Raw genomic sequence first — 14,542 nt, forward strand, 5'->3', positions numbered from 1 at the left:
GGGCAGGCACAAGGCGCGACGCGGAGGTCAGCGATGCCGACGGACCGGCCCAACATCCTGGTCATCTGGGGCGATGACATCGGAATCTCCAACCTGAGCTGCTACAGCGACGGGCTGATGGGGTACCGGACGCCGAACATCGACCGGATCGCGGAGGAGGGCGCCCGGTTCACCGACTACTACGGCGAGCAGAGCTGCACCGCCGGGCGGGCCGCCTTCATCTGCGGGCAGAACCCGATCCGTACCGGACTGACCAAGGTGGGCATGCCGGGCGCGACCGTGGGCATCCAGGCCGAGGATCCAACCATCGCGACGGCGCTCAAGGAGCACGGCTACGCGACCGGCCAGTTCGGCAAGAACCACCTCGGCGACCGCGACGAGCACCTGCCGACCGTGCACGGCTTCGACGAGTTCTTCGGCAACCTCTATCACCTCAACGCCGAGGAGGAGCCCGAGCTCGAGGACTACCCGCGGCCCGAGGAGTTCCCCGAGTTCCGCAAGCGGTTCGGGCCGCGCGGCGTGATCCACTCCTGGGCCGGCAAGGACGGCACCCAGCGCATCGAGGACACCGGCCCGCTGACGAAGAAGCGGATGGAGACCGTCGACGACGAGTTCGTGGCCGCCGCCTCGGTGTTCATCCGGGAGAAGGCCGCCGCCGAGCAGCCGTTCTTCGTGTGGTTCAACGCCACCCACATGCATTTCCGCACGCACGTCAAGCCGGAGAGCCGGGGGCAGGCCGGGCGGTGGCAGTCCGACTACCACGACGCGATGATCGACCACGACAAGGTCGTCGGCGAGCTGCTGGCGCTGGTCGACGAGCTGGGCATCGCCGACAACACGATCGTCGCGTACTCCACCGACAACGGGCCCCACATGAACACGTGGCCGGACGGCGGGATGACACCGTTCCGGGGCGAGAAGAACACGAACTGGGAAGGCGCCTATCGGGTGCCCTCGGTGGTCCGCTGGCCCGGGCGGATAGCGCCGGGCACCGTGCTCAACGACATCGTGAGCCACGCCGACTGGTTCCCGACCCTGCTCGCCGCGGCCGGCGTGCCGGACATCGCCGCCCAGCTCCGGGCCGGCGCCGACCTCGACGGCACCCGATATCACGTCCACCTCGACGGCCACGACCAGCTCGACTACCTGACCGGGCAGAGCGAGACCAGCGCGCGGCAGCACTTCTTCTACGTGTCCGACGACGGTGACCTGACCGCCGTACGGTATGGCAATTGGAAGTTGGTGTTCCTGGAGCAGCGCGCCACCGGCACGTTGCGGGTGTGGGCCGAACCCTTCACCGAACTGCGCGTGCCCAAGATTTTCAACCTGCGCACCGACCCGTACGAGCGGGCCGACGTCACCTCGAACACCTACTACGACTGGGTCCTCGATCACGCTTGGCTCTGCGTGCCGATGCAGGCGTTCGTCGCCGAGACGCTGCAGACCTTCGCCGAGTTCCCCCGCCGGCAGGAGCCCGCCAGCTTCAGCCTCGAACAGGTGCTCGCGAAGCTGCAGTCCGGGATCCCCAGCGCGTGAACGACGACATGGTCCTGGTGCCCGGCGGCGTGTTCCGGATGGGCTCCGACGACCATTACCCCGAGGAGGCGCCGGCCCGGAAGGTGGAAGTGGGCGACCTCCGGGTGGGCCGGACCACGGTGACGAACGCCGCCTTCGCCGCGTTCGTCGCCGCGACCGGCTATCGTACGGTCGCCGAACGGCCCCTGGATCCGGCCGATTTCCCCGGCGCCCCGGCCGAGAACCTCGTGCCCGGCTCGATGGTGTTCACCGGCACGCCGGGCCCGGTCGACCTGCGCCACCTGAGCCAGTGGTGGGTGTGGGCGCCGGGCGCGTCCTGGCGGCATCCGGAAGGGCCGGGCAGCGACCTCGACGGCCGCGCTGACCATCCGGTGGTGCACGTCGCGTACGAGGACGCCGAGTCCTACGCGACCTGGGCCGGGCTCGCGCTGCCCACCGAGGCGCAGTGGGAGCACGCCGCCCGCGGCGGCCTCGACGGGGCCACCTACACCTGGGGAGACGACCCGGAGACGCCGCGCCGGCGGCGGGCCAACTACTGGCACGGCGACTTCCCCTGGCGCGCCGAGAGCGGATACGGCCGGACCGCGCCGGTCGGCTCCTTCCCGCCCAACGGCTACGGCCTGGCCGACATGGCCGGCAACGTCTGGGAGTGGACCCAGGACTGGTACACCCAAGAGCGCTGGGCCGGCCTTTCCGCCTGCTGCCTCCCCCAAGATCCACGCGGCGGGCGGCCCGAGGAGAGCTACGACCCGGCGCAGCCCCAGATGCGGATCCCTCGCAAGGTCATCAAGGGCGGCTCGTTCCTGTGCGCGGACTCCTACTGCCTGCGCTACCGCCCGGCCGCGCGCCGCCCCCACATGGTCGACACCGGCATGAGCCACATCGGCTTCCGCTGCGTCGCGCCGAGCTAGGGCGTGTGGCTGCCCGGCGTAGTGACACGGACACCAAGATTTCAGACCTCCGCCGCGCGGCCCGTTGCCCACTCCCGGCGGCCTGACCAGGCTGTCGGCATGTCATCTGTCGGTCCGCCCTCCGCGGGCGGTGAAGGTCAAGTGCGTGACGCCGGACGGCGACGGGGTGGACTCGATCTGGTAGTCGTTCTCCAGGCCTTCCAAACCGTCCCAGAGTCGCACGCCCCGGCCGAGCAGGATCGGGACCACGACGACATGCATGTGGTCGACCAGGCCGACGGCGAGGAATTCGCGGATCACGGTGGGCCCGCCGCCCAGCCGTACGTCCTTGCCGCCGGCGGCCTCGCGGGCGGCGGCGAGCGCCTCGGCGGGCGACCCGTCGACGAAGTGGAAGGTCGTGCCGCCGTCCATCTCGATCGGCGGGCGTGGGTGGTGGGTCAGGACGAAGACGGGAGTGTGGAACGGCGGATTGTCCCCCCAGGCGCCCTTCCAGTCCGGGTCCTCGTGCCAGCCCGGGTGGCCCCACTTGCCGGCGCCCATGATCTCGGCGCCGATGTCCGGGTCGTGCCGGCTGACGAAAGCATCGTCGACGCCGCTGGTGCCGGACGGGTCCCACCAGCGGGTCGCGAACATCCACCGGTGGAGCCGGTCGCCGGCGTGGCCGAAATGGGCCTCGCGGCTCTGCCCCTCGCCGGTGCCGTAGCCGTCCAGTGAAATGGCGAAGTTGTGAACGCGGAGACGTGACATGCCGCTACCCTCCGCCGAACCGGCCCGGCACGCATTTCGCCGGCTCGCTCGGGTCCGGAAACTTGGGCAGCACGTCGTTCGAACACCACAGGAGGAATCAGTCATGAGCACGCAGGGCGGCATCGTCGTCGCCAACATCACCGTCTCGGCCGACGGCTACGTGGCGGGGCCGAACCAGACCGAGCAGCGCCCGTTCGGCGACGACGGCGGCGACGGGTTCGGGGACCGGCTCCACGCCTGGATGTTCGACCAGCCGGAGGAGAACCCCGACGAGATCGCCGAGATCGGCGCCTACAAGGCGGTCATCATGGGGCGGAACATGTACGGCCCGGTGCGCGGCGCCTGGGACCGCCCGTGGAACGGCTGGTGGGGCGACAATCCCGTGTTCCACGCACCGGTCTTCGTGCTCACCCACCACGCTCGCGAGCCCCAGCCCATGGCCGGCGGCACCACGTACCACTTCGTCACCGACGGAATCGAAACGGCGCTGACGCAGGCACGAGCCGCCGCCGGGGACGGCGATGTCTCGATCCTGGGCGGCGCGGCCACCATCAACCAGTACCTGGCCGCCGGCCTGGTGGACGAGCTGCGGCTGCACATCGTGCCGCTCACGATCGGCGGCGGCGCGCGGCTGTTCGAGGGCGTCCCGCCGCTACAGCTGCGGCAGGTGAAGTCGCGGGCAACGAGCTCGGTCACCCACGTGACATACCGTCCGGCCCGCTGACCGCAGTGTGTGACTGGGTCGCGCGGTAGTGCGAGGGCGAGACGCCGGTCGCGCTGACGAAGGCTTGGCGCAGCGCTTCGGCCGTGCCGAAACCGCAGCGTCGCGCGACGGCCTCCACGGTCAGGTCGGTGCCGGCGAGCAGGTGAGCGGCGGCCTCGGTGCGGGCGCGGCGGACGAACCGGCCCGGCGTGACCCCCAGCTCCCGCAGGAACAGCCGGCTCAGATGCCGTTCGCTGACCCCGGCCCGGCCGGCCAGGAAGGCCGTCGTCAGCTCCTGGTCCAGATGCGCGCCGGCGTACGCGACCGTGTCCTGCACCACGGTGTTCGCCACCGGCCGGGGCGCGGTGAACATGCTCATCTGGGCCTGGTTCCCCGGCCGCTGCAGGTAGACCACCAGCTGCCGGGCCACGTCCCGCGCGAGCGCCGCGTCGACGTCGGCCTCGATGAACGCCAGCGTGAGATCCAGCGCGGCGGTCACCCCCGCCGAGGTGCAGACGTCCGGCTCGGCGATGAAGATCGGGTCGCTGTCGAACCGTACGCGGGGAAATCGCTCTTTCAGAAAGGCCGCGTGGTCCCAATGCGTGGCCGCACGACGCCCGTCGAGAAGCCCCGCTGCCGCCAGCACACCCGCGCCGGTGCACACCGAAGCGACCCGCCGGGTCTCGCGGGCCAGGCGCCGCACGTGGGCCACCAGGGGCGCGTTCTCCATCGCCTGCACGTACCCGGTGCCGCCGGACACGATGAGGGTGTCGAACGGCCCCCGGGCCCGCTCCAGGCTGGTCTGCGCGTTCAAGATCAGGCCGGTCGCCGTACGGATCTGGGTCCCGCCCGGCGACGCCACCACCGGCTCGTAGATCGTGCGGCCATGAAAATGGTTGGCGAACTGCAGAGCCGTGACCACGCAGGCGATGTCGAGCAGCTCCGCCGCCTCGAAGGCGACAACCAGGACACGCCGCGGCTCCTGCAGAGTCTGCATGAGAGCCACCCTAGGACGCCCCCGCCGAAATCACAGAGGCGTACTTCCGGGAACCATACTTCTGAATCTCGCCAGCATCGCGGCCAGCGGCATGTATTTCGCGGCCACCGAGGCCACCGAAACGGAGTCGCTGCGGCTGTTCACCGAGGCACTCTCGCGGGCACGGCCGCAAGTCCGACCAGATCAGCCCCGCCGCCCGATGGGCGACGGGGCTCGTGTCAGTTTCCGCGAGGCAGGAGCAGCGCTTGCCGGCGGCGGGACGGGATGGCCGGGTCGGCGGCAGCGCCGGCCCGCCGGATGCGGGAGCTGGCCTGCGCCGTAGGAGAAACCCGTGCGGCGACCCGGGTCAGGGTCTTGTCGCCGGGGGCGGCTGCGACGTGGAAATGCCCGGCCGACGCGGGTTTGAGGTCGCCTCCCCACACGACCGTGCCCTCGCAGTCGAGCAGGATGTCGCGGACCACCGCCTCCTGGTGCGGCCACAACGTCTCGCTGCCGCCGATCGGGTACGCGCGCGGGTGCAGTGCCACCGCCGTACGCGGCCTTGCCCGTACGTCCTTGCCGGTAGCCCTCGATGCCGCCGCCCTCGCCGGTGTCGAGGGGAGCGATCTCGTAGTGCCAGCGGCGGGCGACGTGCAGGAGCACCGCCCCCGCGTCGCCTTCGCGCAGGGCGACCGACGCCCGCGAGCCCTCGATCCGGTACGTGGTGATCGCACCGGCGCCGGGGGTCCGGGCCGCGGCGGGAGCGGAGCGGGTCAGGGGGACGGGGACGAGCGCGAGCGCCGCGGCGCCGCGGCGCCGAGAAGACTGCGTCGGGTGACCATCGTGATCCTCACTGACCGGGTTCGAGGAAGGAGACGCCGGGGTCGGCGTTCTCCCGCCAGACGTCGTGGTCCAGGCCCCAGCCGGGCTGGAAGTTGTACTCGCGGATCTGGTTGAACGACCAGTTGTCGGGCAGCGGGAGCCGAGGTTGCCGGAGTAGCCCCAGGACATCCCGGAGACCAGCGACCAGCGCGCGACGACCTCGTGCGAGATCCGGATGCACACGTTGCGGGATCCGTAGACGCCGAACGAGTAGTAGTTGCCGGCCTCGGCGAGCGCGTCCTTCACGCCGCGACCACGTACCGGGCGTTCAGCCGCTGCTGGATGTGCTGGATCTCGGCGTCACCGCCGGGGACCTTCTTGAACTGGTCCATCCGCATCAGCGCCTTGCAGATGTGCGGCCACATCTTCCGGCGCATCGTCGTGTCCGACCAGGACAGTCCGGCGTCGGTGTAGAGCTGCTGCAACGCGGCCTCCGTCCCCATCGACCAGCCGCTCAGGTTCGTCGCCGCGAAGTAGCCCTTGCACCAGAGCGCGCCGTTGTAGAAGGCGATGAGATTCTTGTTGGTCTCGTCCGCCGGCAGCGTGTTGCGCGCCTTGACCGCGTTGAACGTGCCCGGTCCGAAGCTCTGCACGGTCGGCGAGATGCCGAGCTCCCACTGCAGCCCTTGAGTCAACGAGAGAACCGTGCTCCAGCCGGTCCGCCCGTCCTCCGGACAACGGATATAACCGGGAGCGAACTGGCAGACCGCGTTCACCCATTTCTGGGTGGCGTAGACGTGGATGTCGGCAAGCCCGGTCCACGGCGCGGACGGATCGATCGTCGAGCCCGGCTGGGCATACATCGTGAGGTTGCCGGGACACTCGGTCGTCTCGTAGTCGGTGACGCCGTCGCATTCCTTCGTTTCGTAGTGGAAGGAATGCGGCAGGATCCCCGGGCCGGTGAGGCGGGGCGCCTCGGTGCGCAGGAAATTGATGAGGTCCCGGTACGCCCTGAGCATCGGCTCGGACGCCGTGTGGTCGGCGCGCATGATCGCGCAGATCGAATAGAAGTTGGCGTTGCGTCCATAGGTGCCGATATGGCCGCACTTGTTGGCCTCGCCGCGTTCGAACCCTCGGCCCTCGAAGATCTCACCGTGCCTGCAGATCAGGAAGTTGTACCCGATGTCCCCGTTGAACTCGTCATCCGACGTGTGCTCCTCGAACACCCCTAAAACATCTTGCCCGAGTCTCCCGTCGGTGACGATCGTCGATCCCGTACGGCTGTCGAAGCTTCTTGGGAGGACATGTGCAGACGGGGATACGGCGCCGGATCGCGCAAACGGCGCTGGTGCTGGTCACGGTCGCTGCCGGGACGTTGATGATCGGTTCGCCCGCGCTGGCCGAGGGCGAGGACCCGAACACCTCCGGGTGCTCGCCGGTGACCACGGTGCGGGAGTTCGTGGCCTCGAAGACCGGGATCCGGCTCGCAGGAGTGGACCGGCAAGGCGAACTGGACGCGTACGCTGCGGGCCTGTTACGGCTGGGGCTGGATCGGTCCCGAGTGGAACCGCTACCAGAGCTTCGAATACACGTCGTGGTGGTGACGGAGAGCCGCCACATATACTCACCTCCGTAAATACACCGGCGGTGACGGGGAACCGACGTGTTGCGCATCCACTTCACTCCGGCCGACCTCGTCCGGGTCCGGATCGCCGCCGAACCCGACCCGCTCTGGGAAACCGTGCTGAGCCTGTTCCGGCTCCGCCGCCGAGGGCCGACGCTGGCCTTCGGACGGTGGCGCCGGCACGCGCTGCGGGCGATCAACCGGGCCGACCTCGAGATCCTGATGCCGCTGGTCCGCCCCGCGTACTACCCGGATTTCCTCACTCCCGCCGCGGCCGCCTCCGGCTTGCCCGCCGGCATAGAGGCACTGCGGTCGACGCCCGTCGCCCAGCTGCGGCGGGACACGGAACGCCTGGTCGCGGCGGGCGGTCCCGTCCCGTCGTGGCTGGGCTTGCTGGCCGAGGGCGACCAGGCGACTGTCGACCGGGTGGCGGCCGCCGTCCGATCTCATTTCGACGCCGTGGTGGCCCCCTTCTGGGCGGACGCGCGGGCGCTCATCGAGGCGGAGCGCTCCCGCCGGGCCCGCGTCCTGCTGGACGAGGGCACCGAGGGCCTGCTGCGCAGCTTCCGGCCGATGATGACCTGGGAGGCGCCGACAGCCAGGACACACCCGATCGAGGGATCCGTGGCCGCACGCCGGCAGGAAAGGGATGCTGCACTCAGAACCCATTTGCCGCCACACGGCGACTCTGCTACCAGCACTAGTCGCGTGAACGCTCAAGCGGCCATGGATGCGCGGGGAGTCTTACCGCAGGACCGCCGCTTATTCTTAACCAAAGAAGCGTGCCTTTTCGGTAGCCTCTGACGGCTCGGCTCGGTCTCCTAGGCGGCTGCAACCTCGACCGTCTACGATAGCGTCGGGGGAGTCCGTTTTGAGGGATTTTTACTGTTGGGGATGCTTTGGACGAGACTGAAGCGATAGAGACCGATTTAGCGGATCTACGTGGGGCAACGCTCGACGAGCTCTGCCTGCATGCGCCGCTCCAGGGCTTTCTGGAGCCGTATCGCCGGGTCCTGATCGGCCAGGTCGAGCGTCCCCGCCCGAATATCGGCTCGGGGCCACCAGGACGGGCCGACTGACGCCCGATCCCCGGACTCGCCACCTGAAGAGGAACTCCACTCGATGGATACCGTCGCTCGCCACCGCCTATCCGCCGACTCGTTCGCTGTCCTGGCCCGGGGTGGCGGCTCGGCCGAGATCACGCGCGACTTTCGAACCACGGAGGAGAGCAGGCGCCTTCTTCTGGTGAGCACCCTGATCAAGGAGATCGAGGAACGGCCCGGCGCGCTCGGGCCACTGGCACCGGTCGACGCCGTGCTGAAGGTCCTGGCCGAGGCTCAGCGAACAGCCCCGGACGCCATCCGCGATCTCTTGATGGACCCGGGCGTCGGCAGCGGATGCGCCTACGCGTTGCGACGACTGCGGGGTGGAGCCAAAAGCCAGGCGCCACTCTTCCTCGATCTCGGCGTCGTGCACGCGATCGCCTTGGCTGCGGCCGCCCGAGCGGGCCTGGCCTGGTCGACGCTGCTCCCGCTGCGGGACGGCCACGTCATGGTCCACACCTTTGGACTCGCGCGATTCCCCGATGCCGGTTCCGAGACGGTGGAGGCCACGACCGCCGACGGGCAGGTCCGATTCCAGGACGGCGCTCAGGAGCTGATCGTCGCCGCCGATGGGTCCGATGACGATCAGCTTTCCGGCCCCGTCTGGTGGCCCCTGCGACGAGTCGAGACCGGCGGGGATCTTCGTCTTCGCGTGCTCCTGGACGACATCGACCCGCTCCGCGATCTCGGTGATCCGGTTCCGCCGGCGCGGCTCGACCCGGCCGGGTTCGCCCGCTGGCTGCAGCTGATCGAAGACTCCTGGACCATTCTCTGCCGCGACTACCCGGCCGACGCCGCGGCGATGGCGGACGGTGTCACCTCGATCGTGCCGCTCAAACACCTACCCGGCTGGAGCACCCGGAGCGCCTCCAACGGGGAGGCCTTCGGAAGCGTCATGGTTTCCGAGCCACCCGACGCGGTCACCATGGCGGTCTCCCTCATTCACGAGTATCAGCACATCAAGCTGGGTGCGCTCCTCCACCTGATCCGCCTGACCGAGCCGGACGACGGGTCTCTCTACTACGCCCCGTGGCGCGATGATCCGCGGCCCTTGGGCGGTCTGATCCAGGGGATCTATGCGTTCTTCGGCATCGCCCGGTTCTGGCGGACACGCACTCAGAAGGTGACCGGCGAGGAACGGGAGATCGCCGCGTTCGAGTACTCCTACGCCCTTAAGCAGACCGCTGAATCCGTCCGCATCGGCTTGACCTCCCACGGCCTGACCGAAGCCGGACGCGAGCTCCTCGAAGGCCTCCGGGAGGAAGTCGAGGAATGGCTGGCCAAGCCGGCTGAGGCGGTCGAGCCGCGGATCGAACGGCTCGCCCAGATCACCGCCGACAGCCACCGGATCGGCTGGCGTCTACGGCATTTCCGGCCCCGGGACGAAGAGATCACCACCCTTACCCGGCTGCTCGAGCAGCAGCAGCAGCTTTCGAGTGCCGACACCGTGGCCTCGGCATCGATCAGCCCGCACCCGGAGCTGCGCTGGCGGCAGCGCATTCCCGTAGCGGCCCGCCGGCATGCCACCATCGGCGGCGGCCCGGCGCCCAGCAGTTCCGACCCGGTTGTCGTGGGCGAGAACGCCTTGCTGGCTCAGGATGCGAAGGCTGCGCGGAAAGCATTCACCGGCGCGTTGAGCCGAATCGACACGGACGAGCAGAACCCCATCTCGGACGATGAAGCGCGCGCCTGGGTCGGCCTCGCCGTGAGTCTCGCCGCTGAGGGCGACTCCCTCGCCGCGGACATCCTCCACCGACGCCCCGATCTGGTTCGGGCCGTCTACGCCGCCACAGTGGTCAGCCACGCGACCACGCCGGTCGAAGTGGCACGTCGGCTCGCACCAGTTCTGGCCGCCGATGGATGATCCGCCGATCAGAACTGCATAGGGTCGACGTCGCAGTTCGCTCGCTCCCGGGCATGGGCCGCGCGGATCGCCGGGTGTTCTCCGCCAAGCACCTGCGCGTAGGCCAGCATTGTCTCGTCGAAAAGTGTCGTGCCCTCCTCCTCCCGCCCGAGCGCGGTCAGATCGAACGAGAGGTTGAGCGAGCAGGCCAAGGTCGAAGGGTGCTCGCGACCGATGAGGTCCTGGCACAGATCCAGGATTTCCGCGTCGAGGTCGTACGCCTCCTGGTGCCGTCCCTGGACGGCCAGGTCGCTGGCGAGGTTGATGCCACAAGTGAGCGTCAACATGTGCCGGGTGCCCAGCTTGTCTCTGAGCTCCTCCCAGGCGGCCCGATTGTGGACCTCGGACTCATCGGCCAGTCCCAGCAGACGCAGCACGATTCCCAAATTGGTTCGAGCGTACAAAGTGTACGGATGTGCCGCGCCGAGCGTCTCGCGATAGTCGGCCGCGGTCTGCTCCGCCAGTTCCCGCGCCCTTGGCAGGTCGTCGGACTCGCGCAGATCCACCGCGAAGTTCAGCGCCGCCGCGATCGTGTCCGGCTGGGTGGGACCGAACCGCTCGCGGAATCGGTTCATGGTGTCCTCGGCCAGCTTGAAAGCTCCAACATGGTCGCCGGCCCGGCGTCGCGCCACTGCCAGGTTCCGTGCGACCCGGATGGTCTCCTGATGCCCGACACCGAACAAGCGCGCGTACCGGTTGTAGTTGTCCTCCACCATCCGCCGGGATCGGACGTACTCGCCACACTCACGCTCGTCGATAGTGAGGTTGTTCAGCGTCCGGAGCGTCTCCGGATGGTCATGCCCGAGCACCGCGATCCGCCGTCGATATGTGTCCGCGTCGAGTTGCCGAGCGACCCGGAACTCCCCCGTCATCCTCAGGCTCACGCCGAGATTGTGGGCGGTGCTCAGGGTTTCGGGATCGTCGTCGCCGAGCCTGATGCGCGCCGTGCGGAACGCTCGGAGGTCGAGATCCCGGGCGGCGGTGAAGTCACCCGACACCCGCAGGGACATGGCAACCATGCGCATCGCGTCGATGGTTCCCTCGTCATCGGGGCCGAACGAATCCAAATAGATCTGGAGGGTCTCGCGCTGGATGGCGGCGGAGTCCGCGAAGTTGCCCAGCACCCACCAGTAATAGCCCAGCCATTTGGCCGCGCTCAGGGTCTGCGGATGCTCGGCCCCAAGCCGGACGCGCCAGTCGTCGACGACCTGCCGGGCAAGATCGCGGCCGGTGCCGTAGTCCCCCCAGTAGAAATAGAATCTCACCAGGTTGATCACCACGTCTCGCGCCCAGTCGTCCTCGCAGGCCCACGCCTGGGAAGCGATCAGGTGCGAGGCAAGCGCCTGGTAGCGCAGCCACTGTTCGGCGTCCGCGGGGTCGCCGAGTTTGACGCCGGTGAGCAGGATGTGGGCGCCGTGTTCCATCAGGAGGCGCCGATCGGCCGGGATGCTGTCCTGAAGGACCTTCTGTACTAACCGGTGCAGCTGCAGGCTGTTGCTGCGGTGATCGATCCGCGCCAGCACGTACTTCTGGATGTCACGGATGGCCTGGTTGAGCCGGCTCGGATTCTTCAACGCCTCGTCCAGTTCGGGTGCGCCCATGGCGACTCGCACACCCTCGAAAAGGTCGCGGCTGATCGGCTCAGGAGCGAAGAACGAGCAGACCTGCAGCAGCTGCAACGCCGCCGGATTTTCCACGACCAGCCGGTCAAGGGCCACATTGGCCGCCGCAGCGACGGGAATCTCGTAGCCCGGCGCCAGGTCAAGCTCGGCCAGCTGCGCCTGTTTCACCCGAATGAGGGCGAGGTAATCGCTCACGGCCATCTGGGTGGCGTGCAGCCAGGCGGATGCGTGTTCAATCGCGAGGGGCAGATCGCCGAGCGCGTCCGCCAGCCGGTCGGCGTCGGCGGCCGGCAGCGACGGGTTACGCCGCTGGAGCAGCCGCGTGCTCTCGGCCCGGGTGAAGACGTCCACCTCGAGCGACTCCGCGATCTGGTTCCACGCCTGGTTGCGCGAGGTGATGAGAACCTTGCCGGTCCCCTCCTCCGGGAAGTAACCACGGACCCTGTCCGGGTTCTCCGCGTTGTCGAAGACAAGGAGCCAGTTTCCGTACGGCGTTCCCGCGCGCAACGCCTCACGAACCTTCGGAACGGCCGAGATGACCTCGTTGCCGACGTCGAGCCCGAGCCGGTTGCCGAGCTCGATCAGCGACGCGAGGATCTGCGCCGGCCGCTCCGACGGCACCCACCAGATGACGTCGTATTCGTTACGGTGCCGGTACGCGTACTCGATAGCGATCTGCGACTTACCCACGCCGCCCTCGCCGTGCAGGGCCTGCGGCAGCACAGCCGCCACGTTCTGGGTGCGTAGTCGCGTCTCCAGCTGCTCGAGCAGCGCCCGCCGGCCGGTGAAGACCGGATTGCGGGGTGGGACGTTCCCCCAGACCTCCGGCGCCTGGTCGGGGCTCTGCCCTTCGACGATCTCCTGGAGCGACAGCGGCCGTTCGTCCGGCAACAGGCTGCCGGTGAGGCCGAAGTCCTCGTGGATCGGAAACGGGGGCTCGCCGGTCACGCCGATCGGGCGCTCCGGTTCTGGCTGTGCGGGCACGGGATCACCGCCTTCCGCCACGTCCGTGCTGGGGAAGGCACGGTCCTCGGTTGGTGTGTTTTCGTCAGGCATCGCGATGCGCCTGTCGTAAGCGTCGATCGCCTTGCGGAACTGCTGTGCCCGCACCGCGTACGGGCCCGACATCGCGTTGAGCACGACGAGCTCGATACGGTCGAGCGCGACTGAGCCGTCGGTGACCTCGGGGTCGGGAGCGCTGTGCGGCGCCTCGATCGCCTCGGCTGAGCGGCCCGGCCGATGAGCGGCGATGGTGCGCAGAACCCGGGCCGAGTCGTCGCGGCTCGCGCAGGCGAGGAGCACCTCGCGGACCCCGTCGGCGAATTCGAAGGCGGTGCCGGCGTCGTCCGTGCGGCGCACCAGTGGACTGTCCAGCACTTCCGCGAGGTGCTGGGGTTCCGAGCCGGGCAGCAGGATGCGCTGAAGCTTGTGCAGCAGCGGCAGTTCGAGCGGCGCCGCGGCCAGCAGCGTGGCAAGACGGAAGGCCTGCGGCGCCGTACGCCGGAAGCCGGACACGGCGGCCTCGGGCTCGATCTCATCGCCGGGGTCTGCCAGGTCCGGAGGGGTGCTCGGGTCGACCACGTGAACCGTGGCATCCGTCCAGGCCGGCGGACCGGTCACCAGCCGCGCCCACCAGGTCAGCCAGCGAGGGCTGAGCTCGATCAACGGCACCGCGAGCGACCCGCGTGGGACCGGCGGGTCGAACAGGTTGCTCAGCTCGCGCGGGTAGCGGGTCTGCAGTTGGGCAGTCGACGCCGCCGGGCGCGGCGCCCGGAGCCGGCACGGGCGCGGGATGAGATTGCCCGAGCGCCAGTGCCGCTGGGGGAAGGGATTGACGAGCGCGAGAGGCCCGCAACTGCCCCAGAGCCGCAGCAGCGTGTCGAGGGCCGGCTGCCGCCACACCGCGCTGAGGCCGTCCGTGACCACCAGGAAGATCTGTCGGCCGGACGGGTCGAGCAGCTCGGCGGCGCTGCGGGCGCCACCGTTGGGTGCGTAGACGTGGGGCTCTCCCCCGCTGTCGGCGGCAAGCAGGAACGTACGCACGGCCCGGAAGGCGCTGTGCCGTTCGAGCATGAGCCGCAGGGACGTCAGGGTCGGCCGCCACACTGCCATCGACGCGCTCGCGTCGATGATCATCGTCAGTCCGAGCCAGCGCTCCTCGGCCGGCTGGTAGCGGGGCAGCCATACACCGGTGTCGGCCGCCCACTCGGCGGTGGCGTCCTCGTCCAGCTCCGAGCTGGTGTTCGAGTGGACCCGCCGCTTGAGCAAGTTCAGCGACCGGGCGAGACGGCGACCGGACGGCAGGGCGCCGAGCAGAACGCTCCCGGCGAAGCCGGGGATCTCGGCGGGGTGCCGGACCAGACGTCCCGCCGCGCCGGCCGACGATCCGTCGATGGCCGGCGGCGAGACCGCGGCCGCGGCCGTTGCGGGCGCCCGGGTCTCGCCGTCGGCTCCGGGCTCGTGCCCGCCGATCGCGGGGCCAGTGGGGTGTTCTGTTTCCGTGACCTGCTCGTCGCCCTCGCCCCTGGTCATCGCGGCCAGCCAGACCGCGTCAACGATCTGGTAGGCGTCTGGCTGCAGGTCAGGGCTGTTCAT

Annotated in this window: 11 protein-coding genes and 1 pseudogene; 6 read left to right on the forward strand and 6 right to left on the reverse strand. The window is 69.3% G+C overall.

The features are described 5' to 3' along the window. The first annotated feature begins 33 nt into the window (after positions 1–33). Together ACQPZX_RS34395 and ACQPZX_RS34400 are read left to right on the forward strand one after the other, a co-directional pair. Complete coding sequence (locus tag ACQPZX_RS34395) at positions 34–1,536, forward strand: arylsulfatase (RefSeq protein WP_433364683.1); 1,503 nt, start codon at positions 34–36, stop codon at positions 1,534–1,536. 8 nt (positions 1,537–1,544) lie between these two features. After that, positions 1,545–2,447: a formylglycine-generating enzyme family protein gene (locus ACQPZX_RS34400; RefSeq protein WP_433385572.1), complete on the forward strand. Its 903-nt coding sequence runs from the start codon at positions 1,545–1,547 to the stop codon at positions 2,445–2,447. Between the two features lie 102 nt (positions 2,448–2,549). On the opposite strand, the gene ACQPZX_RS34405 is transcribed toward ACQPZX_RS34400, so the two are convergent. Next, on the reverse strand, positions 2,550–3,194 hold the full coding sequence (locus tag ACQPZX_RS34405) for a dihydrofolate reductase family protein (protein WP_433364686.1): 645 nt from the start codon (positions 3,192–3,194) through the stop codon (positions 2,550–2,552). A 103-nt stretch (positions 3,195–3,297) separates the two neighbouring features. Here ACQPZX_RS34405 and ACQPZX_RS34410 point away from each other — a divergent pair, with 103 nt between their 5' ends. Beyond that, positions 3,298–3,918: a dihydrofolate reductase family protein gene (locus tag ACQPZX_RS34410; protein WP_433364689.1), complete on the forward strand. Its 621-nt coding sequence runs from the start codon at positions 3,298–3,300 to the stop codon at positions 3,916–3,918. Here ACQPZX_RS34410 and ACQPZX_RS34415 read toward each other — a convergent pair. The 4 genes and pseudogenes from ACQPZX_RS34415 to ACQPZX_RS34430 all read right to left on the reverse strand — a co-directional run bounded on the left by ACQPZX_RS34415 (position 3,887) and on the right by ACQPZX_RS34430 (position 6,921). Further along, on the reverse strand, positions 3,887–4,894 hold the full coding sequence (locus tag ACQPZX_RS34415; RefSeq protein WP_433364692.1) for a GlxA family transcriptional regulator: 1,008 nt from the start codon (positions 4,892–4,894) through the stop codon (positions 3,887–3,889). The two genes, ACQPZX_RS34410 and ACQPZX_RS34415, sit on opposite strands and share 32 nt — an antisense overlap. Positions 4,895–5,112: 218 nt before the next feature. Beyond that, on the reverse strand, positions 5,113–5,421 hold the full coding sequence (locus ACQPZX_RS34420) for a hypothetical protein (protein WP_433386074.1): 309 nt from the start codon (positions 5,419–5,421) through the stop codon (positions 5,113–5,115). Positions 5,422–5,845: 424 nt separating this feature from the next. After that, a pseudogene (locus ACQPZX_RS34425) lies at positions 5,846–6,001 on the reverse strand (glycoside hydrolase domain-containing protein); the annotation flags it as partial. Beyond that, positions 5,998–6,921 (reverse strand): peptidoglycan recognition protein family protein, encoded by a 924-nt coding sequence (locus tag ACQPZX_RS34430; RefSeq protein WP_433364694.1) that lies wholly within the window; start codon positions 6,919–6,921, stop codon positions 5,998–6,000. The pseudogene ACQPZX_RS34425 and the gene ACQPZX_RS34430, both read right to left, overlap by 4 nt. Positions 6,922–7,001: 80 nt before the next feature. Here ACQPZX_RS34430 and ACQPZX_RS34435 point away from each other — a divergent pair, with 80 nt between their 5' ends. From ACQPZX_RS34435 to ACQPZX_RS34445, 3 genes are all read left to right on the forward strand, one after another. Further along, on the forward strand, positions 7,002–7,331 hold the full coding sequence (locus tag ACQPZX_RS34435; protein ID WP_433364697.1) for a hypothetical protein: 330 nt from the start codon (positions 7,002–7,004) through the stop codon (positions 7,329–7,331). Between the two features lie 27 nt (positions 7,332–7,358). Next, positions 7,359–8,123: a hypothetical protein gene (locus ACQPZX_RS34440; protein ID WP_433364700.1), complete on the forward strand. Its 765-nt coding sequence runs from the start codon at positions 7,359–7,361 to the stop codon at positions 8,121–8,123. A gap of 318 nt (positions 8,124–8,441) precedes the next feature. Continuing rightward, a complete protein-coding gene (locus ACQPZX_RS34445; protein WP_433364703.1) occupies positions 8,442–10,286 on the forward strand; it encodes an HEXXH motif domain-containing protein in 1,845 nt (614 codons plus the stop codon). A gap of 8 nt (positions 10,287–10,294) precedes the next feature. Here the strand turns inward: ACQPZX_RS34445 and fxsT are convergent, their stop codons facing one another. Continuing rightward, positions 10,295–14,542 carry an FxSxx-COOH system tetratricopeptide repeat protein gene (gene fxsT / locus ACQPZX_RS34450; protein WP_433364706.1) on the reverse strand — a complete coding sequence of 1,416 codons (4,248 nt, stop codon included), beginning with the start codon at positions 14,540–14,542 and terminating at the stop codon, positions 10,295–10,297.

Origin of the sequence: Actinoplanes sp. CA-142083, from assembly GCF_050942195.1 — a bacterium.
Classification (GTDB): Bacteria; Actinomycetota; Actinomycetes; order Mycobacteriales; family Micromonosporaceae; genus Actinoplanes.

Excerpts from the sequence above, each read along its gene's own strand:
- ACQPZX_RS34415 (WP_433364692.1), bottom strand. The coding sequence starts at position 4,894 with ATGCAGACTCTGCAGGAGCCGCGGCGTGTCCTGGTTGTCGCCTTCGAG.
- ACQPZX_RS34395 (WP_433364683.1), top strand. The coding sequence starts at position 34 with ATGCCGACGGACCGGCCCAACATCCTGGTCATCTGGGGCGATGACATC.
- ACQPZX_RS34400 (WP_433385572.1), top strand. The coding sequence starts at position 1,545 with ATGGTCCTGGTGCCCGGCGGCGTGTTCCGGATGGGCTCCGACGACCAT.
- ACQPZX_RS34410 (WP_433364689.1), top strand. The coding sequence starts at position 3,298 with ATGAGCACGCAGGGCGGCATCGTCGTCGCCAACATCACCGTCTCGGCC.
- ACQPZX_RS34445 (WP_433364703.1), top strand. The coding sequence starts at position 8,442 with ATGGATACCGTCGCTCGCCACCGCCTATCCGCCGACTCGTTCGCTGTC.
- ACQPZX_RS34405 (WP_433364686.1), bottom strand. The coding sequence starts at position 3,194 with ATGTCACGTCTCCGCGTTCACAACTTCGCCATTTCACTGGACGGCTAC.
- fxsT (WP_433364706.1), bottom strand. The coding sequence starts at position 14,542 with ATGAACAGCCCTGACCTGCAGCCAGACGCCTACCAGATCGTTGACGCG.